Source organism: Sphingomonas sp. PL20 (assembly GCF_017875905.1).
Lineage (GTDB): Bacteria > Pseudomonadota > Alphaproteobacteria > Sphingomonadales > Sphingomonadaceae > Sphingomonas > Sphingomonas echinoides.
The window spans coordinates 4,530,083-4,554,000 of sequence record NZ_JAGINH010000002.1; the positions used below are offsets into that span (position 1 = coordinate 4,530,083).

General features: G+C 65.7%; 23 protein-coding genes. 14 read left to right on the forward strand and 9 right to left on the reverse strand.

What is annotated here, in order from left to right:
• Nucleotides 1-23: 23 nt before the first annotated feature.
• Nucleotides 24-809, reverse strand: a complete 786-nt coding sequence (locus tag H4W01_RS21505) for an SDR family NAD(P)-dependent oxidoreductase (protein ID WP_209613108.1) — start codon at nt 807-809, stop codon at nt 24-26.
• Between the two features lie 107 nt (nt 810-916).
• Between H4W01_RS21505 and H4W01_RS21510 the strand changes: the two genes are divergently transcribed.
• From H4W01_RS21510 to H4W01_RS21520, 3 genes are all read left to right on the forward strand, one after another.
• Entirely contained in the window at nt 917-1,813 is an 897-nt protein-coding gene (locus H4W01_RS21510; protein ID WP_209613109.1) for a LysR substrate-binding domain-containing protein, read from the forward strand.
• A 54-nt stretch (nt 1,814-1,867) separates the two neighbouring features.
• The gene (locus H4W01_RS21515) at nt 1,868-2,368 is read left to right on the forward strand and encodes a phosphatase PAP2 family protein (RefSeq protein WP_209613110.1); all 501 of its coding nucleotides are present in this window, start codon (nt 1,868-1,870) and stop codon (nt 2,366-2,368) included.
• A gap of 151 nt (nt 2,369-2,519) precedes the next feature.
• Nucleotides 2,520-4,682 (forward strand): TonB-dependent receptor, encoded by a 2,163-nt coding sequence (locus H4W01_RS21520; protein ID WP_209613111.1) that lies wholly within the window; start codon nt 2,520-2,522, stop codon nt 4,680-4,682.
• Nucleotides 4,683-4,742: 60 nt separating this feature from the next.
• Here H4W01_RS21520 and H4W01_RS21525 read toward each other — a convergent pair whose 3' ends face one another.
• The gene (locus H4W01_RS21525; protein ID WP_209613112.1) at nt 4,743-5,510 is read right to left on the reverse strand and encodes a helix-turn-helix domain-containing protein; all 768 of its coding nucleotides are present in this window, start codon (nt 5,508-5,510) and stop codon (nt 4,743-4,745) included.
• A gap of 78 nt (nt 5,511-5,588) precedes the next feature.
• On the reverse strand, nt 5,589-6,581 hold the full coding sequence (gene galE / locus H4W01_RS21530) for a UDP-glucose 4-epimerase GalE (RefSeq protein ID WP_209613113.1): 993 nt from the start codon (nt 6,579-6,581) through the stop codon (nt 5,589-5,591).
• A gap of 66 nt (nt 6,582-6,647) precedes the next feature.
• On the opposite strand from galE, the gene msrA reads away from it, so the two are divergent.
• Entirely contained in the window at nt 6,648-7,190 is a 543-nt protein-coding gene (gene msrA / locus H4W01_RS21535; protein WP_209613114.1) for a peptide-methionine (S)-S-oxide reductase MsrA, read from the forward strand.
• Here the strand turns inward: msrA and aqpZ are convergent.
• Both aqpZ and H4W01_RS21545 read right to left on the reverse strand, forming a co-directional pair.
• Entirely contained in the window at nt 7,187-7,918 is a 732-nt protein-coding gene (gene aqpZ / locus H4W01_RS21540; RefSeq protein ID WP_209613115.1) for an aquaporin Z, read from the reverse strand. The genes msrA and aqpZ overlap by 4 nt on opposite strands.
• A 64-nt stretch (nt 7,919-7,982) precedes the next feature.
• Nucleotides 7,983-9,044, reverse strand: a complete 1,062-nt coding sequence (locus H4W01_RS21545) for an L-threonylcarbamoyladenylate synthase (RefSeq protein WP_209613116.1) — start codon at nt 9,042-9,044, stop codon at nt 7,983-7,985.
• A 48-nt stretch (nt 9,045-9,092) separates the two neighbouring features.
• Between H4W01_RS21545 and H4W01_RS21550 the strand changes: the two genes are divergently transcribed.
• Nucleotides 9,093-10,814 carry an acyl-CoA dehydrogenase gene (locus H4W01_RS21550; RefSeq protein WP_209613117.1) on the forward strand — a complete coding sequence of 574 codons (1,722 nt, stop codon included), beginning with the start codon at nt 9,093-9,095 and terminating at the stop codon, nt 10,812-10,814.
• Nucleotides 10,811-11,647, forward strand: a complete 837-nt coding sequence (locus tag H4W01_RS21555) for an arylamine N-acetyltransferase family protein (RefSeq protein WP_209613118.1) — start codon at nt 10,811-10,813, stop codon at nt 11,645-11,647. The genes H4W01_RS21550 and H4W01_RS21555 overlap by 4 nt, the downstream gene beginning before the upstream one ends.
• Nucleotides 11,648-11,902: 255 nt before the next feature.
• Here the strand turns inward: H4W01_RS21555 and H4W01_RS21560 are convergent, their stop codons facing one another.
• The gene (locus H4W01_RS21560; RefSeq protein WP_010406195.1) at nt 11,903-12,259 is read right to left on the reverse strand and encodes a GntR family transcriptional regulator; all 357 of its coding nucleotides are present in this window, start codon (nt 12,257-12,259) and stop codon (nt 11,903-11,905) included.
• Between the two features lie 39 nt (nt 12,260-12,298).
• The gene (locus H4W01_RS21565; RefSeq protein WP_209613119.1) at nt 12,299-12,877 is read right to left on the reverse strand and encodes a nitroreductase family protein; all 579 of its coding nucleotides are present in this window, start codon (nt 12,875-12,877) and stop codon (nt 12,299-12,301) included.
• 116 nt (nt 12,878-12,993) lie between these two features.
• Between H4W01_RS21565 and H4W01_RS21570 the strand changes: the two genes are divergently transcribed.
• On the forward strand, nt 12,994-14,805 hold the full coding sequence (locus tag H4W01_RS21570) for a peptide MFS transporter (RefSeq protein WP_209613120.1): 1,812 nt from the start codon (nt 12,994-12,996) through the stop codon (nt 14,803-14,805).
• A gap of 16 nt (nt 14,806-14,821) precedes the next feature.
• Nucleotides 14,822-15,517 carry an NnrU family protein gene (locus H4W01_RS21575; RefSeq protein WP_209613121.1) on the forward strand — a complete coding sequence of 232 codons (696 nt, stop codon included), beginning with the start codon at nt 14,822-14,824 and terminating at the stop codon, nt 15,515-15,517.
• Here H4W01_RS21575 and H4W01_RS21580 read toward each other — a convergent pair.
• Both H4W01_RS21580 and H4W01_RS21585 read right to left on the reverse strand, forming a co-directional pair.
• A complete protein-coding gene (locus H4W01_RS21580; protein WP_209613122.1) occupies nt 15,514-16,509 on the reverse strand; it encodes an aldo/keto reductase in 996 nt (331 codons plus the stop codon). The two genes, H4W01_RS21575 and H4W01_RS21580, sit on opposite strands and share 4 nt — an antisense overlap.
• A complete protein-coding gene (locus H4W01_RS21585) occupies nt 16,506-17,792 on the reverse strand; it encodes a dicarboxylate/amino acid:cation symporter (protein ID WP_010406205.1) in 1,287 nt (428 codons plus the stop codon). Before H4W01_RS21585 ends, H4W01_RS21580 begins: the two co-directional genes overlap by 4 nt.
• A gap of 73 nt (nt 17,793-17,865) precedes the next feature.
• On the opposite strand from H4W01_RS21585, the gene glmM reads away from it, so the two are divergent.
• The 6 genes from glmM to folP all read left to right on the forward strand — a co-directional run bounded on the left by glmM (nt 17,866) and on the right by folP (nt 23,899).
• Nucleotides 17,866-19,206 carry a phosphoglucosamine mutase gene (gene glmM / locus H4W01_RS21590; RefSeq protein WP_209613123.1) on the forward strand — a complete coding sequence of 447 codons (1,341 nt, stop codon included), beginning with the start codon at nt 17,866-17,868 and terminating at the stop codon, nt 19,204-19,206.
• The gene (locus H4W01_RS21595) at nt 19,206-19,451 is read left to right on the forward strand and encodes a DUF1272 domain-containing protein (protein ID WP_010406210.1); all 246 of its coding nucleotides are present in this window, start codon (nt 19,206-19,208) and stop codon (nt 19,449-19,451) included. Before glmM ends, H4W01_RS21595 begins: the two co-directional genes overlap by 1 nt.
• Before the next feature lie 10 nt (nt 19,452-19,461).
• Nucleotides 19,462-20,748: a bifunctional hydroxymethylpyrimidine kinase/phosphomethylpyrimidine kinase gene (locus H4W01_RS21600; RefSeq protein ID WP_435804014.1), complete on the forward strand. Its 1,287-nt coding sequence runs from the start codon at nt 19,462-19,464 to the stop codon at nt 20,746-20,748.
• The gene (locus H4W01_RS21605; protein ID WP_209613125.1) at nt 20,741-21,352 is read left to right on the forward strand and encodes a ribonuclease HII; all 612 of its coding nucleotides are present in this window, start codon (nt 20,741-20,743) and stop codon (nt 21,350-21,352) included. The genes H4W01_RS21600 and H4W01_RS21605 overlap by 8 nt, the downstream gene beginning before the upstream one ends.
• A 229-nt stretch (nt 21,353-21,581) precedes the next feature.
• Nucleotides 21,582-22,721, forward strand: a complete 1,140-nt coding sequence (locus H4W01_RS21610; protein ID WP_334685444.1) for a site-specific DNA-methyltransferase — start codon at nt 21,582-21,584, stop codon at nt 22,719-22,721.
• A 107-nt stretch (nt 22,722-22,828) separates the two neighbouring features.
• Entirely contained in the window at nt 22,829-23,899 is a 1,071-nt protein-coding gene (gene folP, locus H4W01_RS21615) for a dihydropteroate synthase (RefSeq protein WP_209613126.1), read from the forward strand.
• The last annotated feature ends 19 nt before the right edge of the window (nt 23,900-23,918 follow it).

Here is a 23,918-nt window from a genome sequence, read left to right on the forward strand (position 1 = left end):
GCCGTCGGCAGCGGGACTGGACATTAGGCGATCGTCGGAATGATCCCGCCCTCGGCGCGGATCGCAGCACCATTGGTAACGGCGGCCAGCGGGCTGGCGAGATAGGTCACGATCGAGCCGATTTCGTCGGCCTCGATCAGGCGGCGGATCAACGAAAGCGGGCGCAGCTTTTCGAAGAACTCGACTTCCTGCTCGGCAGCCGAGGCTTGCTTATGCTCGACCACCGACTGGATGAAATCGACGATCCCTTCCGACCGGGTCGGCCCCGGCAGCACCGAATTCACGGTCACCCCGGTGCCGCGCGTTTGCTCGGCCAGGCCGCGCGCAATCGACAATTGCGCGGTTTTGGTCATGCCGTAATGGATCATCTCGGCTGGCGGCAGCAGGCCGCTTTCGCTGGCGATGAAGATCACGCGGCCCCAATCGCGCGCCAGCATGCGCGGGAAATACTGCCGGGCAAGGCGGATGCCGCTGACCACGTTGACCTCGAAAAAGCGATGCCATTCCGCATCGCTCACCTCGACGAAGGGCTTGGCCTCGTAAATGCCGAGATTGTTGACGAGGATGTCGACATCGGGCGCGGCGGCGATCAGCGTGGCGGCTCCCTCGGCAGTGGCGACATCGGCGAGCACGCCGCGCACCGTGCCGAGCGCGGCGACTTCCGCGACTGCCGCGTCGAGCTTGGCCTGGTCGCGCCCGCTGACGATGACCTCGACGCCTTCGGCCGCCAGCCGTTTGGCGATCGCCAAGCCTATGCCGGCGGTCGATCCCGTTACGATCGCGGTTTTGCCGTTCAGTTGCAGGTCCATCGTAATTTCCTCGCGTTGTCTTGGATGCAGCGAAGATAAGGCGACCGGCCATTCGTGATTAGAAGGCAGGATTACAATTCAGAAGTGATTCGATATCATGAAAGGCGATGGACAATCGGCTTGGCGATATCGAGATTTTCCTGGCGGCAGCGCGCGCGGGCAGCCTGGCGGCTGCGGCCAAAGAACTGCGGCTGACACCGTCTGCGGTCAGCCGCAGCGTCGCCCGGCTCGAGGCGCGGCTGGGGGTCGTGCTGTTGCGCCGGACGACACGCTCGCTGGCCTTGACCGCCGAAGGCGAACGCTATCGCGAGCGCATGGCGCGACTGGTCGCCGACATGGCCGAGGTGGAAAGCGGGCTGGGGCGCGAGACGCAGGAGCCGCGCGGAACGCTGCGCGTCAACGCATCGGTGCCGTTCGGAACGCAGTGCCTGCTGCCGCTGCTGCCCGCCTTCACGGCGCGCTATCCGCATGTCCTGGTCGATCTCGCTTTGTCGGATGCACTCGTCGATCTGGTGGAGGAACGCGCCGATATCGCGATCCGAATCGGGCCGCTGCGCGACACCCGCTTGCGCGCGAAGAAGCTTGGGCACAGCAAGATGCTGCTGGTCGCCAGCCCGTCCTATCTCGCGCATTATGGCATGCCGCAAACGCCAGACGATCTTGATGCGCATCGCTGCTTGCAGTTCAGTTTTCGGCGATCGATCGATGGTTGGCCGTTTCGGCTTGGGCAGCGCGTGGTGCATCGCGCGGTTGAAAGTGCCTTTCTCGGCAATTCGGGCGATGTCGTCCGTTTGATGGCGGTGGCCGGCGGCGGAATCGCGCGCCTCTCGCGGTTTCACGTCGCGGGCGACCTGCAAGGCGGGCGGTTGGTCGAAGTGTTGGCCGCCTATAATCCGGGCGACGGCGAGGATATCCATGCGCTGTATTCGGCGCAGGACCGGCTTGCGCCGCGCGTGCGCGCGCTGCTCGACTATCTCGACGAAGCGCTCGTCCTGCCCGATTGACGGCGCTCTGCCACCCAAAGCCAAGCTGCGGCGTTCCACCCGCAGGGAGCGACAATGATGACCCAGATGATGGTGGATATAACGGCGCTGGGCGGCGGCACGGTGCTGTTGCTGGCGGTGGTGCTGGCGGGCGGGTTCCTCGCGGTGCAGCGGCGCTGGGTAACGCTTGCGCTGGTGGTCGCGGGAACGGCGTCGGGGTCGATGGTGGTGACGCTGATCAAGGGACTGGTGGCGCGAGTACGACCGCCGCTCGACGAACGGCTCGTTGCGGTGTCCTCGGCTAGCTTCCCGAGCGGCCATGCCGCCAACAGCGCTATCGTCTACCTCACCTTGGCGTTGCTGCTGGTGCAGACGGTGCATGGCCACGCCGCGCGTGTCTATATTCTCGTGGCAACGGCGGTGCTGGTGGTCCTGATCGGGGTCAGCCGTCTCTATCTGCATGTGCATTGGCCGAGCGACGTCGTCGGCGGCTGGGTGTTCGGTACGATTTGGGCGCTGGGCTGGTGGGCGCTGGGCCGCAAATTGGGGGCGGACACCCGCGCTCGGCGGCCGTAAACCTGCCGTTCCATTCATCGCCCAGCAATCTTGCCCGGCGCACCCGCCTGCATGGCCGAATCGTTTCCGGGAGACGACGAATTGGCCTTGATATAGTATTACATAACATCTATCGCACTGCAGCATCGTTCTCTGAAAGGCCGTCCCCCGCATGTTTCGAGCCACCTTGTTGTCCAGCGCCGCTTTGCTGTTTTTCGTGCCCGCCACCGCTTATGCCGATTCGGTAGCCGCTCCGGCGGCGACGGCGGATGCGCCGGGTGCCGCGACCGACAAGACCAACAGCGGACCGGATATCGTCGTGACGGGGCGGTTGGATGCCGCGCGCGCGTCGATCCAGCCCAGCCTCGGTGCGACGACCTACACCATCACCAGCGAAACGATCCGCGCTTTGCCCGGCGGGGACAATCAGCAGCTCAACCAGATCCTGCTGCAATTGCCGGGCGTGGTGCAGGATGGCGGCGGCCAGTTTCACGTGCGCGACGACCATAACAACCTGCAATATCGCATCAACGGCACGATCCTGCCCGAAGGCGTCGCCGTATTCGGGCAGACGCTGAGCCCGCGGCTGGTCGAACGGTTCGATCTGCGCACCGGCGCATTGCCCGCGCAATATGGGCTGCGCACGGCGGGCATTATCGACATCACCACCAAGAATGGCTTCAAAAATGGCGGCGAAGTGTCGCTTTATGGTGGCACCAACGACACGATCCAGCCGAGCTTCGATTATGGCGGCTCCACGGGCAAAACCAATTATTTCGTCACCGGCAGCTACAAGCACAGCAATATCGGGATCGAGGCGGTCGATGGTGGCCGCACCCCGCTGCATGATGAGACCAACCAATATCAGGGCTTCGTCTATGTCGACCACACGCTGAACGAGAATAATCGCGTGTCGTTCATGGGCGGCTATTCCGACCAGAGCTTCCAGATTCCCAATCCCCGCGGCCTGACGCCCAGCAAGGGCTATACTGTCGGCGGCGTCAGCAATTTCCTCAGCGACACCCTCGATGAGCGGCAGCACGAGCGCACCGCCTTCGGCCTCGCCAGCCTGTTGCACGATGCTGGCCCCGTCACGCTGCAGGCATCGCTGTTCGCGCGCTATTCCAGCTTGCGTTACACGCCCGATACGCTTGGCGAATTGCTGTTCAACGGCATCGCGCAAAAGGCGTTCAAGCAGGACTTCACCTTTGGCGGCCAAGTCGAGGGCGTGTACCGCGCCAGCGATGCGCACACCCTGCGTGGCGGCGTGATCGTGTCGCGCGACCGCAGCAACAGCCAGACCTCGAGCCAGGTGTTCCCGGTGGATGGCACGGGCGCGCAAATCGGCCAGCCGTTCACGGTCGTCGACAATGGTGCCAAGACCGAGATGACCTATAGCGTCTATCTGCAGGACGAGTGGAAGATCGCCGAGCCGCTGATCGTCAATTTCGGCGGCCGGTTCGATCATTATGACGGCTATCGTTCCGAATCGCAGTTTTCGCCGCGCATCAACGCGGTGCTCACGCCGTCAAAGGGGCTCACGCTCCATGCCGGCTACGCGCGCTATTTCTCGCCTGCGCCGTTCTCGAACGTCGCCACCACCAGCGTGCTGAAATACCGTTTTACCAGCGCGCAGGCACCCGGTGACGATGGCGTCAACACCCCGCTCGCCACCGTGCCCTTTGCCGAGCGGCAGGACTATTTCGACATTGGTGCCGAACAGAAGATCGGGCGGTTCACGCTCGGCATCGACGCGTATCACCGGCGTTCGAAGAATCTGGTCGATGAGGGCCAGTTCGGCGCGCCGATCATCTTGACGCCGTTCAACTATGCGCGCGGGCGGATCGACGGGATCGAAGGCAATATTTCGTATCAGCATGGCCCGTTGCTGGCCTATGCCAATTTCTCTTACGCCAAGGCCAAAGGGTTTTCGATCGCCTCGGGCCAGTTCAACTTCTCGCCCGATGATCTCGCTTATATCGCCAAGAACTACATCTATCTCGACCACGACCAGACCTATACCGGGTCGGCGGGCGTGTCGTACCGGTTCGATCAGGGCTTTCTGCGCGACAGCCGCGTGGGCGGTAGCATGATTTACGGCTCGGGCCTGCGCAAGGATGGCGACGTGCCCAATGGCGGCAAGCTGACGCCCTATGCCGTGTTCAACCTGACCGCGAGCCATGAGTTCAAGGGCCCGGGCGTGACGATCCGCGCCGACATCATAAACGTGGCCGACCGCGTGTATGAAATCCGCGACGGGTCCGGCGTTGGCGTGGGCGCGCCGCAATTCGGCGCGCGCCGCGGCTTCCTGTTCGGGATCAGCAAGGCGATCTGATGCGGCGTCCCCCTCCCGTGTTCGGGAGGGGGGAGCGCACCAAGCGCCCAGGCTCTGGGCTCAGCCGATCGTCACCCCGACGATCTGCCAGCGGCCATCGACGCGATCGAGCGTGACCGTTTCGATCGCGTCGGCCTTGTTGGCGAAGCTGGTGCGGAACTTGACCATCGTGTAGCCGGCCGGCGGTGCCGGGACCTCCTCCGCACTGACGACTCCCCGCGAGATCACCGCGCCAAGCGGCACGCGAACGCGCTGCGACGTCCGCGACCAGACCTGCAACGTGTTGAGCTTGCGGAACGCCGGGCCGGTGCCGCGATAGCTTGCGTCCCAGTCATACCGATCGACAAGGTCGAGCCAGTTGAGCGCCGCCGCCACCGCCTCTGCATTGGCCGGTGCGGTGGTCGCGGTTGGCGGCGCGGTCGTGGGGTTCTGCGGCAGCGCGACCAGGGCCAGGAGGGACAGGACAAGCGTCATGAGAACGACTCCGATCAGACGTGAGGAGGGGCGGTAGGCACGCCCCGCGCCGACCACCGGCGTGCCGTCCTGATCGTCGAGGGAGTCGATCGCGTCGTCCCCGATTCGCACGTCCCCTAAGAAATCGGGGTGCGCTAACCCCGCGCCGCCTTCGGCGTCGAGCAACAGGCGCGCGGCCTCGCGGCTGCTCGAAACCGCCATCTTCCGCCGCGCATCGCGCAGGCGTTCGTTGATCGTATGGACCGACAGGCCAAGGCTGCGCGCGACCGACTTCGCGTCGTGACCGCGCACGATCAGGCGGAGCGTCTGCTTTTCCTTTTCGGTTAGCGCCCAACAGGCGTCTTTCCCCGGCATCTCCATACCTTGGCCTAAGTCGGGGACGGGCACGCGACTACCCCCAAAAATTCGTAGGTGCGCGCGGGGGGGGGGGGGCTAGCGTTCGCTCAGCTTGCGCTCCCACGCCAGCGCATCGCGCACGATGAGATCGAGATCGGCACGCTGGGGCGTCCAGTCGAGCGTTGCCAGGATTGCGCGATTGTCGGCGACCAGTTCGCCCGCATCGCCCGCGCGGCGGCCCTCAATGACGCGGTTGAGTTTGCGGTTGGTGACGCGGTCGACCGCGTCGAGCACTTCGAGCACCGAGAAGCCCTTGCCATAGCCCGCGTTGAGCGTGTGGCTCTTGGCGGGGTCTGCGATCAGCAGGTCGAGCGCTGCGACATGCGCCGCCGCCAGATCGCTGACATGGATATAGTCGCGCACGCCCGTGCCATCGGGCGTGTCATAATCGGTGCCATAGACCCCGACCGTCTCGCGCTTGCCCAGCGCCGCCTCGACCGCGATCTTGATGAGGTGAGTGGCGCCGATGGTCGATTGGCCGGCGCGCTGCTGCGGATCGGCACCCGCCACGTTGAAATAGCGCAAGGCGGCATAGTTCATCGGATGCGCGGCGGCGACATCGCGCAGCATCGCCTCGGTCATCAGCTTGGAGGTGCCATAGGGGTTGATCGGCACGGTCGGGTCGCTCTCGGCGATCGGCAAGCGCACCGGCGTGCCATAGGTCGCGGCGGTCGAGGAAAAGATGAAGTGCTTGACGCCCGAGACGACCGCGCTTTCGATCAGCGCGCGGCTGGCGACGGTGTTGTTGCGATAATATTTGAGTGGATTGCTGACCGATTCGGGCACGATGATCGATCCGGCAAAGTGCATCACCGCTTGCACCTGATGGTCGCGCATCGTCGCGCGTACGTGCGCATCGTCCTCGATTTCGCCGCGCACCAGCGTCGCACGAGGATCGACCAGCCAGTCAAAGCCGGTGCTGAGATTGTCATAGACCACGACGCGGTGCCCCGCATCGAGCAGGGCCAAGACTGCATGGCTGCCAATATAGCCCGCACCGCCCGTTACCAGCACCGATCCGTCCAGCATTCTACCCTCGCTCTTTTTGTCCGGGCCCCGCGTCCCTATCTTGCAGCCCTAAACGAGGAGCGAATGATGGCAAGCGAAGTCGCAACCCTGGCAGGCGGATGTTTCTGGTGCACCGAGGCGGTGTTCAAGGATGTGATCGGCGTGGAACGCGTCGAGAGCGGCTATATTGGCGGCAGCGTGCCCAACCCGACTTATAAGCAGGTGTGCGGCGGCGATACCGGCCATGCCGAGGCGATCCGCGTGACCTTCGATACCGATCAGGTGTCTTATGGCGACATTCTCGACATGTTCTTTGCAACGCATGATCCGACGCAGCTCAACCGTCAGGGCAATGACGTGGGCACGCAATATCGCTCGGCGATCTTCCCGGCGGACGATGCGCAGCGCGCCGAGGCCGAGGCCGCCAAGCTGCGCGCTGCGGCGGACTGGCCCGCACCGATCGTCACCACGATCGAGCCGATGGCCGAATGGTATCCGGCCGAGGATTATCACCAGCAATATTGGGAAGGCGAAGGCCAGCGGAACCCCTATTGCCTGGCGGTGATCCCGCCCAAGCTCGCCAAGCTGCGCAAGAGCTTTGCGGCGCGCTCGAAGGCGGTCGCGGCTTAGAGCGCCTCGCCAGAGATGGGCGGTTTGGTCTTCGAGTCCGCACCCAGCGCCTTATAGGCAAAGCCGCCAAACGCGCCGCCGACCAGCGGTGCCAGCCAGAACAGCCATAGCTGCTGCAGCGCCCAGCCGCCGACGATCAGCGCCGGGCCGGTGCTGCGCGCAGGGTTGACCGAGGTGTTGGTGACCGGAATGCTGATCAAGTGGATCAGCGTGAGCGCGAGGCCGATCGCGATTGGCGCGAAACCGGCGGGTGCGCGCGTATCGGTCGATCCCATGATGACGAGCAGAAAGAAGAAGGTCAGCACGCCTTCGATGACAAGCCCGGCCAGCAGCGAATAGCCGCCGGGCGAATGATCGCCGAAGCCGTTGGCGGCGAACCCGCTCGCAACGGGATCGAACCCGGCCTTGCCGCTGGCCACCACACACAACAACAATGCCGCCAGACACGCGCCGACCACTTGCGCAATGACGTAGAGCGGGATGTCCTTGGCGGGGAAGCGCCCGCCCGCCCACAATCCGACCGTTACCGCCGGGTTGAGGTGACAGCCCGAAATGTGGCCGATCGAATAGGCCATCGTCAGCACGGTCAGCCCGAAGGCAAGCGACACGCCGACGAACCCAATGCCGAGCGTGGGAAACCCCGCCGCGAGGATGGCGCTGCCGCAACCGCCAAACACCAGCCAGAAAGTGCCAATCAGTTCCGCCAGACCCCGTTGCGTGTTGCTCATTGCGCGCCCCCCACTGTGTCCGCGCGATCATAGATATCGTTTCGCAATCGTAAAGAGTGCTCGGCTAATCCCGATGCGCTGCGCGGCCGAGACGGTCGTTGATGGCGGTGCCGATGCCCTCGTTCGGAATCGGCGCGATTGCGATGCGCGCGCGGTCGCTGGCGTCGGCGCGGTGGAGTGCGTCGAACAAATTGGCGGCGGCTTCTGTCAGATTGGCGGAGGGGGAGAGCGACTCGATGCCGACGGCGGAGCCGAAGCCGATGAGATATTCGTCAGAAGCGGCTTTCGTCGCGTTCAGGCGGAGCGGCTTGCGCGGCGCGTAATGGCTGGCGAGCTGGCCGGGGGCGGTGATCTCGCGGCTTTCCCCTTCTTTCCACCCCGGCGAAGGCCGGGGCCCAGCTAAGATGGCGGAAATGGCGTGCGCAGCGCCCGATGATTCTCGGCTCGCGACTGGGCCCCGGCCTTCGCCGGGGTGGTCGTCCGGGGTTGGGAGGGTGCCAAGAAACCCAGCCAGCGCCTCCGCCGTGATCGGCCCCGGCCGCAAAATCTCCCGCCCCACCACGATCGTCGATTCCAGACCCGCTTCGGTCGCGCCGTCGTCCACCACCAGCGGGATACGCCCGCCGAGACTGGCGACGACATGCTCGGCGCGGGTCGGGCTGATCGCGCCGCTGGCATTGGCCGAGGGCGCGGCGAGCGGTTTTCCGGTGGCGGCGAGCAGCGCGCGCATCGCGCGGTGCGCGGGGACACGGATCGCAACCGTCGGCAGGCCGGCGGTGACCAGCGCGGCAATCCCGGCATCGGCGCGGAGCGGCAGCACCAAAGTCAGCGGCCCCGGCCAGAAGGCCGACGCCAGCGCCAGCGCCGTCTCATCGAACGTGGCGATCGCCTGCGCGGCTGCCAGATCGAGCACATGCACGATCAGCGGGTTGAAGCTCGGTCGCCCTTTTGCCGCATAAATCCGCGCGACGGCGTGCGAATCGGTGGCGTCGGCGGCGAGGCCGTAGACCGTCTCGGTCGGGATCGCGACGGGCTGGCCCTCAGCGATCAGCGCGGCGGCGGCGGCGATTGCAGCCGCGCCGTAGCGTAAGGTCTGCGTCGCAAAAGGCGGGTTTGGCGTGGTCATTATCGCGGGCTATAGCCGGGCAAAGCCTGTTGCATAAGAGGATGCCCGATGTTCACCCCCGCCACCGCCGATCAGCGCTTCGTGCTCGATCATGTCGTCGGCATTGCCGATCTCGCCGCCACCGACCGTTTCGCCGCCGCGAGCGATGACGTCGTCGATGCCGTGCTCGAAGGCGTTGGGCAATTGGCGGCGGGCGAATGGGCGCCGCTGCTGCGCGCGGGCGACACCGTCGGTGCGAAATGGACGCCCGAAGGCGTGGTGATGCCCGAGGGTTTCGTGAAGGCCTATCAGGATTATGTCGAGGGTGGCTGGGGCACGATCGGCGTGCCGGAGGAATTCGGTGGGCAGGGCCTGCCCTTTGCGATCCAGACCGCGGTGCTCGATACGCTCGGCAGCGCCAATATGGGCTTTGCGCTGGCCCCCACGCTGACGGTCGGCGCGATCGAGGCGCTGGCGCATCATGGCAGCCCCGCACAGCAGGCGCAGTATCTGCCGCATCTGGCGACCGGTGCATGGACCGGGACGATGAACCTGACCGAGCCGCAGGCGGGCTCCGATGTCGGCGCTTTGCGCACCCAGGCCAAGCCGCTCGGCGATGGCAAATGGAGCATCAAGGGCACCAAGATCTATATCTCGTTTGGCGACCATGACATGGCCCCCAATATCGTCCACCTCGTGCTCGCGCGCACGCCGGGGGCACCTGCCGGGACCAAGGGGATTTCCTTGTTCCTGGTGCCGAAATATCGGCTGAACGCCGATGGCACGCCGGGTGCGTTCAACGATGTCCGCGTCGTTTCGATCGAGCATAAGATGGGGCTGCACGCCTCGCCGACTTGCGTGCTGAGCTTTGGCGACAACGATGACTGCATCGGCGAGCTGATCGGCGGCGAATTCGGCGGCATCCGCGCGATGTTCACGATGATGAACAATGCGCGGCTCAATGTCGGTTTGCAGGGCGTGCAGGTGGCGGAAGCCGCGACGCAGGCGGCGGTCGGCTATGCGCTGGAGCGTGTGCAATCGCCGCGCGCCGGATCGGGCAGCGCCGAGCCGGTCAAGATCGTCGAGCATCCCGATGTGCGCCGGATGCTGCTTCGGATGAAAGCCCAGACCCAGGCGGCGCGCGCGCTGGTTTATTATGCCGCGTCGCAGGTTGATCGCGCGACGCTGGGGCAGGCAGGCGGGCAGGAGCGGCTCGATATCCTCACCCCGCTCGCCAAGGCGCATGGCACCGATATCGGCAATGAAGTCGCCAGCCTCGGCATCCAGGTGCATGGCGGCATGGGCTATATTGAGGAGACGGGCGCGGCGCAGTTCTTCCGCGATGCGCGCATCACCCCGATCTATGAAGGCACCAATGGCATCCAGGCGGCCGATCTGGTCGGGCGCAAGCTCGGGCTCGACAATGGCGGGGTGTTCGCCCGCCTGATCGCCGATATGCGCGCCGAGGCCGAGGATGCGGCGCTCCGCACGCTGATCGACACCTGTGACGAGATCGGGCGCGGCATGGCGGGGCTGTCCGCCGACGACAAATTGGCCGCGAGCTATCCGTTCCTGACGATGCTGTCGGTCGCGGTGTGCGGCTGGCTGATGGAGCGGTCGGGCCGCATCGCAGCCACCGCCGAGGGCGATCGCGCGTTTCTGAGCATGAAGGTGGCGGCGGCGCGTTTCTATGTCGCGCAGATCGTGCCCGAGGCGCTGGGGCTAAAGGCGGCGGCGACGGCCACGGCGGATGTGCTCTATTCGGTGGCGGCCGAGGCGTTTGCCGCATGAGCGACGCTGCTTTCGATCTCGACGCCTATCTCGCCCGTATCCGCCTGCCAGCACGCCCGACCGTCGATTCCTACGGTCTGGCGGCGCTGCAGCGCGCGCACCGGCTGGCGATCCCGTTCGAGAATCTCGACGTGCTGCTCGGGCGCGGGATCGCGATCGACAGTGATTCGGTGTTCGCCAAATTGGTGATTGCGGGGCGCGGCGGCTATTGTTTCGAGCATAACCGGCTGTTCCTCGATGCGCTGGCGGCGTTGGGCTTCGTTGCGAGCCCGGTGCTCGCGCGGGTCTGGCTGGGGGCGAACGACGTGCCGCCGCTGACGCACACTTTCAGCCTCGTCACGCTCGGCGAGGAAACCTGGATCGCCGATGCCGGATTCGGCGGCAGCTACACCCCGCCAATGCCGCTGATCGCCGGGGCAGAGGTGACCGCGCCCGATGGTGCGACCTTCCGGCTCGAGCAGCACGACGCGCATGGCTGGATGCTGCTGCGCGACGGCGACCCCGCGACCACCGATGGGCGCGGCACCGGCAGCGGGTTTCAACCGCAATATAGCTTTGCGGCGGTGCCGGTGCATCCCGTCGATCTCGCGCTCAGCAACCATTGGACGTCGACCGCGCGCGAGAGTCGTTTTCGCCAGATGGGCGTGGTCAGCGTCGTGCTGCCCAACGGCTTGGCGTCGCTGACCGACGCGCGCTACCGCCGCCGCGCCGGGGGCGAGGAAACGCAAGCGACGATCACCGATCCGCGCGTCTACCGGATGCGGCTGAGCATGATGTTCGGGATTACGCTGAGCGCCGAGGAGGTGGCGGCGCTGGGGGTGGTGGAGGCGTAGCCAAACCCGGCGCTCTTCTCCAGATCCGTTCGGGCTGAGCCTGTCGAAGCCCCTGCGCACGGCTTGCGACGGTGCTCCCTTGCGGAAAGGTGCCCTTCGACAGGCTCAGGGCGAACGGAGCGGGGTTGGCCTTCAATGGTTATCACTCGCCGTTCGGGCTGAGCCTGTCGAAGCCCCGCTCTCCACAGGCGCAGCGTTCGCGCGGGGAAAGGTGCCCTTCGACAGGCTCAGGGCGAACGGAGGGGGTGTGGGCGCTTAGGCCTTTTCGCGCTCCAGCAGATCCGCCGCATCGAGCCCGAGCAGGTCGATATGCGCGGCGATGCGTGGCCAGCTGGTCTTGACGAAATGCTCGCGCTCGGCCGCGCGTAGCTTTTCGGCGGCGCCGGGCAGCACGAACATGCCGACGCCGCGGCGCACCTCGACATAGCCATCGTCCTGGAAGCTCTGATAGGCCTTGGCGACGGTCAGCGGGTTGGCACCGTGTTCGGCGGCAAGCGCGCGGACCGAGGGAAGCTGGTCGCCGGCGCGGAAGTCCCCGCGCAGGATCGCCGCGGAAATGGTGCCGCGCAGCTTGATATAGACCGGGCTGTCTTCGCTGTTCAGGGCTGTCATGCTACCCTAATACAGCAAGCGACGTTTTTGTCCAGTGCTTCACACCTCCCACTTTGTGATGATCGCGCTCAGATCGGGGCGGGGGCGTTCTTCCAGCGGGCGGGCGGGCGTGCCGAGAAAGAAGAATCCGGCGATGCGTTCCGGCGCTGCGCCGAACGCATCGCGCACCGCGTCCGAATAGCTCGGCCAGCCGGTCAGCCAGCCCCCGGCAAAGCCCAGCGCATGCGTGGCGTGCAGCAGGTTCATGCCGACTGCGCCCACCGACAGTTCCTGCTCCCACAAAGGAATATGGCTGGTGGTGCGCGGCGAGAAGAGCAGGACGACGAGCGTGGGGGCCTGCTGCGCGAACTGTTCGAGCGCGACGATCTCGGTCGCGGCGGCCTGCGGGCGTTCGGCGCGATAGGCCGTGGTGATCACCGTGGCGAGCGCGTCGCGCTGTTCGGGCCCTACCACAACGAAGCGCCACGGGGCGATCTTGCCATGATCGGGCGTGCGCGCGGCGATTTCCAGGATCTGGTCGAGCTGCGCTGCATCGGGGCCGGGCGCGACCAGATCGCGCGGGCGGCCCGAGCGGCGGGTGGCGAGGAGCGAGAGCGGGCTGGTGCGGTCGTTGAGCATGGCTGTGCCATAGCCGCGACGCTCGCATATTTACACACCCGCGATTGGCGTTAGTCTCTGCGGTAACCAATGGGGCCGACCATACAGGCACCACGCATCTCAGGGAGCTTTCGTACATGGTGGACACCCCGACCGCGGATACCCCGCGAGAGCCGGATATTTCGCACGTGAATCCGGCCGATGGGAAAACGTGGTTCGGCCACCCCAAGCCGCTGTTCTGGCTGTTCGGCACCGAAATGTGGGAGCGTTTCGGCTATTATGGCATGCGCGCGCTGCTCACCATCTATTTGACCAAGCATTTCGTGCTCGGCGATCGCGCATCGACCGGGCTTTATGGCGGCTATACCGCCTTGGTCTATCTCACGCCGCTGGTCGGCGGGTTCCTGGCGGACCAATATCTCGGATCGAAACGCGCGGTGCGCTTTGGCGCGCTGATCATGGCGATCGGCTATTTCACGCTCGCCTTCGGTGGGCAACCGGCCAAGCCTTATGCGGTGATCGACGGTCAGCGGTATGAGGTGGTGGTCGAGCGTTTCCGCGATGCGCCGAGCAGCGACCCCAAGGAAGCGCGCTATGTCGTCGATGGCACGCGCAAGCTGAAAATTCGCGGCAATGACGATGGCAGCCTGGCGCTGCTCGCCGCCGATGGCAGCGTCGCGCGCAGCGTGCCCGCCGGCCATTATAGCGATGGTGCCGATCGCGACCCGGTGCTGACGATGGTGCTGCTGATCGCCTTGTCGCTCATCTCGATGGGCAACGGCTTCTTCAAGCCCAACATCTCGACGATGGTTGGCGAACTCTATGCGCAGGGCGACCGCCGCCGCGATTCGGGTTTCACGATTTTCTATATGGGGATCAATACCGGCTCGTTCCTCGGGCAGATCCTCTGTCCGATCCTGGCCGACATGTTCGGCTGGCCGATCGGCCTTGGCTTTGCGGGCGTGGTGATGCTGGTGTCCTGGGCGATGATCAGCTTCCATGGCGGGCGGTTGAGCGATGTCGGCAATCCGCCGGCGCGCACCGGCCGTGACCCGGCGCTGCTGATCTATGGCTGCGCGCTGCTGGCGGTGCCGGTCTTCTATCTGTTGTTCGTCAATCTGATGGCGGCCGAGCCGCCGGTCGCGGGATCGGGCTTTATCGGCTATCTCGAATCGCTGTCGGTGATGGGGAAATTGCTGTTCGGCACCTTCCTCGTTTCGGTCCCTGGCATCATCCTCTGGTCGTGGTTCGCGGGCAACCGCACCGAATTCCAGATGATGATGGCGGCGATGGTGCTGGTCACCTTCAACGTGATCTTCTGGACGCTGTTCGAGCAGGCCGGATCGAGCCTGACGCTGTTCGCCGACCGCAACACCAATCTCAGCGTGTTCGGGCTGTTCTCGCTGTCCGCGCCGCAGACGCAAAATTTCAACTCGATCGCGATCATGCTGCTGGCGCCGGTGATGAGCGTGCTGTGGGGCGCGCTGGCCAAGCGCAATCTGGAGCCGTCGATCCCGATCAAGTTCGCGATCGCGCTGATGGGTGTGGGTGCGGGCTTCCTGTTCCTGGTGCTGGGCACGCGCTTTGTCGGGCCCGACTTCAAGGTCGGCCTGTGGTGGCTGGCCGGGCTCTATGTGATCCATTCGCTGGCGGAATTGTGCATCTCGCCGGTCGGCCTCTCGATGATCACCAAATTGTCGATCGCGCGCGTGGTCGGCTTGATGATGGGGGTGTGGTTCCTGTCGATCTCGGTCGCGCAATATGTGGCGGGCGTGATCGCCCAATTCGCCAGCGTCGACACGGTCGGCGGACAGGTGACCAACCTCAAGGTCAGCCTCGACACCTATGTCGGCGTGTTCACGACGATCGCCGAAGTGGCGATCGGGCTCGGCGTGCTGCTGTTGCTCTTGTCGTTGCCGCTGAAGAAGTGGATGAACGGAGTCAAATAAGCGGGGAGAAGCGCGAGTGGACGGTCTGGAACAGGTGGCCGCGGCGGCGGTGGCGTTTGTGGGGACGCATTTCCTGCTGTCGCATCCGCTGCGCAGCCCGATCGTCAAGGCGGTCGGTGCGAACGGGTTCATGGGGATCTACGCGCTGGTCGCCTTCGCCACGCTGGGCTGGCTGGCGCATGCCTATCGTGCCGCCCCCGCCACCGCGCCCTTATGGGCGGTGGGCGAGGGGATTTGGGGGCCGGTGACGCTGGTGATGCTGCTGGCGAGCGTGCTGCTGATGGGATCGCTGCTCGGCAATCCCGCGTTGCCCGGGCCGCCGGTTGCCGCCGCGCCCGCCACGGCGCGCGGGGTGTTCAGCGTCACGCGGCACCCGATGCTGTGGGCGTTCGCCTTATGGGGGCTGTGCCATATTGCGGTCTACCCGATCGCCGCCAACATCATCGTCGCAGTGGCGATTATCGTGCTCGCCTTGGTTGGTGCCGCGTTGCAGGACCGCAAGAAGGAAGCGCTGCAACCCGAGTTGTGGCGCGATTGGGAGCGCAAGACGAGCTATTGGCCGTTCCTCGCCATCGCGCAGGGGCGCGCGCGCTTCGGCGGCTTTCGCCCGCATGACCTTGCGGGCGGGGTGGTGATCTGGCTGGCCGCGACCTGGGCGCACCTTCCCATCGCCGGGGTGGCGGCGGGGCTGTGGCGCTGGGTCTATCGCTAGAGCCGGACCATCTTCATCATTGGGCCCCCATAACGCGGCCCCGCCGTGCCGCCGCGCGGCGCGGCGCGATCGAGCGCGGTCAGGTCTTCGGCGGTTAAGCTGACCTCCACGGCCGCCATACTGTCCTCGAGCGTCGCGCGGCGCTTGGACCCGGGGATCGGCACGACATCCTCGCCCTGCGCCAGCAACCAGGCGAGCGCGACCTGCGCGCCGCTGACACCGTGGGCGGCGGCGATCCGCTTGACGACATCGACGATCTTGAGGTTTTCGGCGAAATTCTCTTCCGAATAGCGCGGGTCGTTGCGGCGATAATCGCCCTCGGGCAGGTCATCGCGCGACGTGATCTGACCCGTCAGGAAACCGCGCCCGAGCGGGCTGTAGGGTACAAAACCGGTGCCGAGCTCGCGACACGTGGGCAGGATCTCTTCCTCGATATCGCGCTCCCACAGCGAATATTCGGATTGCAGCGCCGCGATCGGATGCACTGCCGCGGCCTTGCGCAGCGTGGCGGCGCTCGCTTCGGACAGGCCGAGGAAGCGCACCTTGCCCTCGCGCACCAGCTCGGCCATCGCGCCGACGGTGTCTTCGATCGGCACGTTCGGATCGACGCGGTGCTGGTAGAACAGGTCGATCGTGTCGATGCCGAGCCGCTGGAGCGAGCCTTCGCACGCGCGGCGGATGTTGGCGGGGGTGCTGTCGACGCCGGATACTTTGCCATCGTCGCCAAAGCGGAAGCCGAATTTGGTCGCGATCACCAGGCGATCGCGCTTGCCGCGAATGGCGCGGCCGACCAGTTCCTCGTTGATCAGCGGGCCGTAGACTTCGGCGGTGTCGAACAGCGTCACGCCCAGCTCGATCGCGCGGTGGATGGTGGCGATGCTCTCGGCTTCGTTCGCAGCGCCGTACATATTGGCACCGACGCCCGCCATCGGCATGCAGCCGAGGCCAAGTGCGGAAACCGTGAGATCGGGCCCAAGCGTGCGATATTTCATGAATGGTGTTCCTGCAGCAAGGTGTCGGCGGCGGATAGCGGGACCTTGTCACCCCGCGCTGCCACGGTCAGCGTAACCGCCAGATCGAAGATGACGTTCCCAAGGGTTCGGAAAATATCCGGCATCGTCTCGACCGCGACCAGCAGCCCAAGCGGGGCGACGGGCACGCCGAGGGTCACCGCGATCGGCGCGATTGCGCTGATGAAGCTGATTTGCCCGGGCAAGCTGACCGAGCCAAGCGAGGTGAGCACGGCGACCACGGTGGCGGCGGCGAGCGTCGCGAAGGTCAGCGGCACGCCGAACCAGGCCGCGACATAGATGGCGACCGCCAGGTTCATCGCCGGGCCGGTCGCGCGCATCATCGCAACGGCAAGCGGCAGCACCACGCCCGAGGTTGCGACGGGCACGTCCATTTCCTCCGAACTGCGCAGCATCGCGGGCAGGCTGGCGAGCGAGGATTGCGTGCTGAGCGCGACCGCCAGCACCGGCAGCGAAGCGCGTACGAACCGCCCCAGCGCGATGCCGCCCCCCCAGACGGCGACGGGCACCGCAAACAGGCTGACCACGATCCCGACCGAGGACACCGTCACGATATAGTGGAACAGCGCGCCGACCGCCGCCGTGCCCGTCTTGGCTGCGACCGTCAGCGCCAGCGCAAACACGCCGATCGGCGCGATCCAGATGATCCAGCCGATCATCACCAGCATCGCATCGCGGATCGCCGAAAAGAAGGTCAGCAAGGCGGTGCGGCCCGTGGCGTCGATGCGGGTGAGGGCAAAGGCGAAGATCAACGCGAACAGAATCAGCGACAGGAACCCGCCATTGGCAGCGGCGGCGATGACGTTATTGGGCACCATGCCCGCCAGAAACTCACCGAGCGGCGGCACCGCGCCGGGCGGGCCGACATTCACCAGCGCGCCGCGCAAGGCGGCGGCAGAGGCGGCGGGCATCGGCACCAGGCCGAGGAACAGCGGGGTCAGCAGCGCCGCCGCGACCGCGCTGCTGACCATCACCACCAGAATGATGCTGATCGCGCGCGCCGCGACTGCGCCGCTGCGTGCGGCCTCGGCGGTCGACGCGATGCCGGTGACCAAAAGCGAGAAGACCAGCGGAATCACCGTCATTTGCAGCGCGTTGAGCCAGGCCGAGCCGATCGGTTGCGCCACTGCGGTCGCTCCGGGCACCGCCGCCGGCAGCCAGGTGGCAAAAGCGATGCCAAGGAGTAATCCAGCGCCCAGCGACACGAGGATCCGTGTCGACGGGCTATTCAACGTTGCAGACATACTCGCCCTTATCCGTAAGCGGCGCTATCAGGCACCTCTGAAGATACGGGCATAACCCAATGGATGAGGGCTGATGGCAAGAAAATATTTCGGCACCGATGGGATTCGTGGTCTGACCAACAAAGCCCCGATGACCGCGGCGATGGCAATGCAGGTCGGCATGGCGGCCGGCGCGCATTTCCGCCGCGGCGACCACAAGCACCGCGTGGTGATCGGCAAGGACACGCGCCTGTCGGGTTATATGCTCGAATCGGCGATGGTGGCGGGCTTCACCAGCGTTGGTATGGACGTAGTGCTGTTGGGGCCGATGCCGACGCCGGCGGTGGCGATGCTGACCCAGTCGATGCGCGCCGATCTGGGCGTGATGATCTCGGCCAGCCACAATCCCTTCTTCGACAATGGCATCAAATTGTTCGGCCCCGATGGCTATAAACTGTCCGACGCCGACGAAGCCGCGATCGAGGCGTTGATCGATGGTGAGATCGCGCTGTCGCCCGCTGCCGAAATTGGCCGCGCGCGGCGCGTGGACGACGCGCAGGGTCGCTATATCCATTTCGCCAAATCGACTTTCCCGGAAAATCTGCGGCTCGACGGCATGCGTATCGTGGTCGATTGCGCCAATGGCGCGGCGTATCGCGTCGCGCCGACTGCCTTGTGGGAATTGGGGGCCGATGTCGTTGCGATCGGCGTGACGCCCAATGGCCGGAATATCAATGACGGCGTCGGCTCGACCGCGCCGCAGACCTTGTGCGAGACGGTGGTGGCGAGCGGCGCGCAGCTCGGCATCGCGCTCGACGGCGATGCCGACCGGCTGATCGTGGTCGACGAGAAGGGGCATGTCGTCGATGGCGACCAGTTGATGGCGACGATCGCCAGTGGCTGGGCGCGCAGCGGGCGATTGAAGAATGGCGGTCTGGTCGCGACGGTCATGTCCAATCTCGGGCTTGAGCGGCACCTCGCGGCGCAGGGCATTGGCCTGGTGCGCACTGCGGTCGGCGATCGCCATGTGCTCGAGGCGATGCGCGCGCAGGGCTATAATGTCGGTGGTGAGCAATCGGGGCATATCATCCTGTCCGATTATGCGACGACCGGTGACGGCCTGGTCGCGGCGCTGCAGATCCTCGCCGAACTGGTATGGGCAGGCGCACCGGCGAGCGAGCTGCTGCACCGCTTTGAGCCATTGCCGCAATTGCTGAAGAATGTGCGGTTCGCAGGTGGCAAGCCGCTGGAAGCCGAGGCGGTGAAGGCGGTGATTGCCGAGGCTGAGGCTGAACTGAAGGGCAAGGGGCGGCTCGTGATCCGCCCGTCTGGCACTGAGCCCGTTATCCGCGTGATGGCCGAGGGCGATGACCCGGCGCAGGTGGAGGCGGTGGTTGACCGCATCTGTGACGCCGTCCGTGTGGCGGCTGGCTGATGCTCGAAATGCGCCCCGATTGCGAACGCTGCGGCGTGGATTTGCCCGCCGATGAAGCGGGCGCGTTCATTTGCTCGTTCGAATGCACCTTCTGCGCCGAATGCGCCGAAGCGCTCGATGATCGCTGCCCCAATTGCCGGGGCGAATTGATGGACCGTCCCGCGCGTGTCGATGACGCGCTGGCGCGTCACCCGGCGAGCACCGTGCGCCGGTTTAATTCCCCTCCCGCTCGCGGGAGGGGTTAGGGGAGGGCCTGTGACGAACCTTCCCGACCAAGACAGCCCCTCCCCCAACCCCTCCCGCCAGCGGGAGGGGCGCTTTGTCCCGCGCATCCTGATCATCGCCGGCTCGGATTCGGGCGGGGGCGCTGGCATCCAGGCCGATATCAAGACGGTGACGATGCTCGGCGGCCATGCGATGACCGCGATCACCGCGATCACCGCGCAGAATACTTTGGGGGTGCAGGCGGTGCTGCCGGTGCCGACCGAAATGGTGATCGCGCAGATCGAATCGTGTGTGTCGGACATTGGGATCGATGCGGTGAAGATTGGGATGATCGGGTCGGCCGAGACGGCGCATGCGGTGGCGGATGTGCTGGAGACGATCGATGCCCCGGTGGTGTTCGATCCCGTAATGGTTGCGACCAGCGGCGATGTGTTGGCCGATGCCGATACGATTGCGGCGTTCGAGCGACTGATGCGGATTGCTACCGTGGTGACGCCCAATTTGCCGGAATTGGGTGTGCTCGTCCCCGCCGTTCGCCCTGAGCCTGTCGAAGGGCTCGCCCCCGCAGGCGGGACGTCTGGTGCGGACGGTGCTTCGACAAGCTCAGCACGAACGGGCGAGGGGGCAGAATTTCTCGCTCAAACGTTTGGCACGACCGTGCTTTTCAAGGGCGGGCACTGCGAGGGCGATACGCTCACCGATCGGCTGATCGGCCCCGACGGCGAAATCACGCGCTGGTCGTCGGACCGCATCGTCACGAGCTCAACCCACGGCACCGGGTGCACGCTGGCGTCCGCGATCGCGACCTTGCTGGCACAGGGGCAGTTGCTAACCGCAGCGATTGCTGGCGCGCGCCAGTTCGTTCGCCTCGCGCTCCACGAGGCCCCCGGCCTTGGCGGTGGACATGGGCCGATGGGGCATCAGAACGTCCGGCTGGATCTCGGGCCCGAGCGGCGGCTCAATCAGATCACGCTCGGCCTGTCCGATTATGCCGCCTCCTGCGATTTCTACCGCACGCTCGGCCTCACCCAGATCGTCGCCACCGAGGACGCGCATTATGCGCGCTTCGAAGCACCCGGCGGCGCAACGCTCTCGATCGAGCAAGGCGCGGAACCGACGGTGTTCTTCGAATGCGCCGATCTCGACGCCGAGGTCGCGCGGCTCCAGGCGGCGGGGCTGGTGTTCGATCAGCCGCCGACCGACCAGCCCTGGGGCTGGCGCGAAGCGCGGCTGCGCGATCCCGCGGGCAATGCGGTGTGCCTCTACCAGGCTGGCGAGAACCGCCGCTATCCGCCATGGCGCTTGGACGATGCCTAGCCTGAAACACGAAAAGCTCTGCCTTGCGCCCGTCGCAGGGGTGGATGAGGCCGGGCGCGGGCCGCTGGCCGGGCCGGTAGTGGCGGCTGCCGTTATCCTGCCGCCCAAAGGTATCCCGCGCGGGATCGACGATTCGAAGAAGCTCGCCCATGCCGACCGTGCGCGCCTGCATGACCGGTTGCGCGCCTGTGCGATCGTCGGAATCGGGATTGTCGAGGCCGAGGAGATCGACACGCTCAACATCTATTGGGCGACGATGAAGGCGATGACGCTCGCGGTGGAGGCGCTCGGCTGTGCGCCGGGGCATGTGTTGGTGGATGGCAATCGCCTGCCCAAATGGGGCTTTGCCGCGACGCCGATCGTGAAGGGCGATTCGATCAGCCTGTCGATTGCCGCCGCCTCGATCATTGCTAAGCACACGCGCGACACGATCATGCTCGCCCACGCCGAGGCGCATCCGCAGTATGGCTGGCACAGCAACAAGGGCTATGGCGCGCCCGACCATTTGCGCGCACTGCGCGAGCATGGCCCGTGTCCCTTGCACCGGCGCAGTTTCGCCCCGGTCGCAGCGGCCTATCGCTCGCGCGAAACGCTGCTGGTGTGATCGCGGCCCCGAATTCGTTCCGGGGCCATCTTTTTTCTCGCGAGTGAGTCCTCGCGGCGACACCCCAGCGGTTGGGCCTGTGGATAACTCTGGACTCAACATCTGGCCAGCTTCCCGAAATGTTCCGTCTTGTTAACGATTTGGCAGAGGTTTTCGTTAACCAATGTTCGCTTGACGGGAGTCCCCACATTCGCAGGGATGCGCGCGACAGCGAATAAAGGCGGGCATGATGGGCGTTTTGGAAAAGATCAGGGTCGGGACGAAGCTCGACACGGGGCCGCGCGCGCCGATGGCCGAGCTGCCGCTCGACCAGATCCTGCAGGGGGATTGCATCGCCGCGATGCGCGCGCTGCCGGCCAAATCGGTCGATCTGATCTTCGCCGATCCGCCGTACAATTTGCAGCTCGGCGGCGATCTGTCGCGGCCCGATGGCAGCCATGTCGATGCGGTGACCGACGCATGGGACAAGTTCGATTCGCTCAGCGCCTATGACAAGTTCACGCGCGAATGGCTGGTCGAGGCCAAGCGCATCCTGAAGGACAATGGCGCGATCTGGGTGATCGGCAGCTATCACAACATCTTCAAGGTCGGTGCTGCGATCCAGGATCTGGGATACTGGATTCTCAACGACATCGTCTGGCGCAAGGCCAACCCGATGCCCAATTTCAAGGGCACGCGTTTCACCAACGCGCATGAGACGCTGATCTGGGCATCGATGGGCGAAAAGGCGCGCTACACCTTCAACTATCGCAGCATGAAGACGCTCAACGACGAGTTGCAGATGCGCAGCGACTGGGAATTCCCGGTGTGCGGCGGGCAGGAGCGGCTGAAGAAGGACGGGGTCAAGGTGCACCCGACGCAGAAGCCCGAAGCATTGATCTATCGCATCCTGCTTGCCTGCACCAAGCCGGGCGACGTGGTGCTCGATCCGTTCTTCGGCACTGGCACGACCGGTGCGGTGGCCAAGCGCCTCGGGCGGCGCTGGATCGGGATCGAGCGCGAGGACGACTATATCGCCGCCGCGCGCGAACGCATCGCTGCGGCGCTGCCGCTCGACGAATCGTCGCTGAAGACGATGCAAAGCCCCAAGGCCGCGCCGAAAGTGGCGTTCGGCGTGCTGGTCGAAAACGGGTATCTGACGGCCGGGCATGTGCTGTGCGACGCCAAGCGCAAGCACCGCGCGCTGGTGCGTGCCGATGGCAGCCTGGAAAGCGTATGCGGCGCGGTCGGGTCGATCCACAAATTGGGCTCGACGCTGCAGAATGCGCCTGCGTGCAACGGCTGGACCTTCTGGCATTATGAAACACCCGAGGGGCTGAAGCCGATCGACGTGCTGCGCCAGACCTATCTGCTGGCGACGCAGCCTTAAGCGCAAACCGTCATGCCGGACTTGTTCCGGCATCCACGGTGCCGCAAAGAACATCGCGCGGGGATGGCACCACGGTGGACCCCGGAACAAGTCCGGGGTGACGTACCATGACCCTCCACCTCCGCCCGATCCAGTTCGTCGATACCCCGGTCGATCGCGACGGCGAGGTCGCGCGGCTGGCGGGCGGGATGCTGTGGTTCTCCGCTTATGAAGTGATCGAGGACGGGCGGCGGCGCACCGTGCCCGTGGCCGAGCTTGGCCCGTTGCTGCGCGACGAGCGCGCTGCCTCGCTCCACGCCGCGATCACCGCGCCGCGCCCGCCTTTGGTGCTGGGCGAGCGGACGCTGCGTTTCGATCAGCCGATGGTTGCGGGCATCCTCAACGTGACGCCCGACAGTTTTTCGGACGGCGGTGCGGTGCATGACGATCCGGCCGCGGCCGCCAGTGCGGGTGTGACGATGGCGGAGGCCGGTGCCGCGCTGATCGACGTCGGCGGCGAATCGACCCGCCCCGGGGCCGCGACGGTGTGGGAAGGCGATGAGATCGCGCGGGTCGTGCCGGTGATCGAACGCCTCGCGCGCAGCGGAACGCTCGTTTCGATCGACACGCGCAAGGCTGGCGTGATGGAGGCGGCGCTGGGCGCAGGCGCGGCGATCGTCAACGATGTCGCGGCGCTCTTGTGGGACGATCGCGCGCTGGAGGTGGTGGCGAAGGCGGGCTGCCCAGTCGTGCTGATGCATTCGCCCGATCCGGCCAAGGGCGGCCATGGCGGGGTGGGCTATCACGATGTGCTGGTCGAGGTGTTCGACTGGCTGGAGGCGCGGATTGCGGCGGTCGTCGCGGGTGGGGTCGACCGGGCAAGGATCATCGTCGATCCCGGCATCGGCTTTGGCAAATCGCTGTCGGACAATCTCGCGCTGATCAACGGCCTAGCGCTGTTGCACGGTCTCGGCTGCCCGATCCTGCTGGGTGCGAGCCGCAAGCGCCTGATTGGCGCGCTGTCCAATGAAGCGCCCGCGCGCGAGCGCCTTGGCGGATCGATCGCGCTGGCGATGGCGGGGGTGGCGGCGGGCGTGCAACTGCTGCGGGTGCATGATGTCGCGGAAACGGCGCAGGCGGTGCGCGTCTGGCGTGGCTTGCGCGATCGGGCACTGGTCGGACGCCAGCAGCACGGGTAACCCAGCCATCAGGTTGGAG

Coding starts and splice junctions, on each gene's coding strand:
- H4W01_RS21505 (WP_209613108.1), bottom strand. CDS start 809: ATGGACCTGCAACTGAACGGCAAAACCGCGATCGTAACGGGATCGACC.
- H4W01_RS21510 (WP_209613109.1), top strand. CDS start 917: ATGGACAATCGGCTTGGCGATATCGAGATTTTCCTGGCGGCAGCGCGC.
- H4W01_RS21515 (WP_209613110.1), top strand. CDS start 1,868: ATGATGACCCAGATGATGGTGGATATAACGGCGCTGGGCGGCGGCACG.
- H4W01_RS21520 (WP_209613111.1), top strand. CDS start 2,520: ATGTTTCGAGCCACCTTGTTGTCCAGCGCCGCTTTGCTGTTTTTCGTG.
- H4W01_RS21525 (WP_209613112.1), bottom strand. CDS start 5,510: ATGCCGGGGAAAGACGCCTGTTGGGCGCTAACCGAAAAGGAAAAGCAG.
- galE (WP_209613113.1), bottom strand. CDS start 6,581: ATGCTGGACGGATCGGTGCTGGTAACGGGCGGTGCGGGCTATATTGGC.
- msrA (WP_209613114.1), top strand. CDS start 6,648: ATGGCAAGCGAAGTCGCAACCCTGGCAGGCGGATGTTTCTGGTGCACC.
- aqpZ (WP_209613115.1), bottom strand. CDS start 7,918: ATGAGCAACACGCAACGGGGTCTGGCGGAACTGATTGGCACTTTCTGG.
- H4W01_RS21545 (WP_209613116.1), bottom strand. CDS start 9,044: ATGACCACGCCAAACCCGCCTTTTGCGACGCAGACCTTACGCTACGGC.
- H4W01_RS21550 (WP_209613117.1), top strand. CDS start 9,093: ATGTTCACCCCCGCCACCGCCGATCAGCGCTTCGTGCTCGATCATGTC.
- H4W01_RS21555 (WP_209613118.1), top strand. CDS start 10,811: ATGAGCGACGCTGCTTTCGATCTCGACGCCTATCTCGCCCGTATCCGC.
- H4W01_RS21560 (WP_010406195.1), bottom strand. CDS start 12,259: ATGACAGCCCTGAACAGCGAAGACAGCCCGGTCTATATCAAGCTGCGC.
- H4W01_RS21565 (WP_209613119.1), bottom strand. CDS start 12,877: ATGCTCAACGACCGCACCAGCCCGCTCTCGCTCCTCGCCACCCGCCGC.
- H4W01_RS21570 (WP_209613120.1), top strand. CDS start 12,994: ATGGTGGACACCCCGACCGCGGATACCCCGCGAGAGCCGGATATTTCG.
- H4W01_RS21580 (WP_209613122.1), bottom strand. CDS start 16,509: ATGAAATATCGCACGCTTGGGCCCGATCTCACGGTTTCCGCACTTGGC.
- H4W01_RS21585 (WP_010406205.1), bottom strand. CDS start 17,792: ATGTCTGCAACGTTGAATAGCCCGTCGACACGGATCCTCGTGTCGCTG.
- glmM (WP_209613123.1), top strand. CDS start 17,866: ATGGCAAGAAAATATTTCGGCACCGATGGGATTCGTGGTCTGACCAAC.
- H4W01_RS21595 (WP_010406210.1), top strand. CDS start 19,206: ATGCTCGAAATGCGCCCCGATTGCGAACGCTGCGGCGTGGATTTGCCC.
- H4W01_RS21605 (WP_209613125.1), top strand. CDS start 20,741: ATGCCTAGCCTGAAACACGAAAAGCTCTGCCTTGCGCCCGTCGCAGGG.
- H4W01_RS21610 (WP_334685444.1), top strand. CDS start 21,582: ATGGGCGTTTTGGAAAAGATCAGGGTCGGGACGAAGCTCGACACGGGG.
- folP (WP_209613126.1), top strand. CDS start 22,829: ATGACCCTCCACCTCCGCCCGATCCAGTTCGTCGATACCCCGGTCGAT.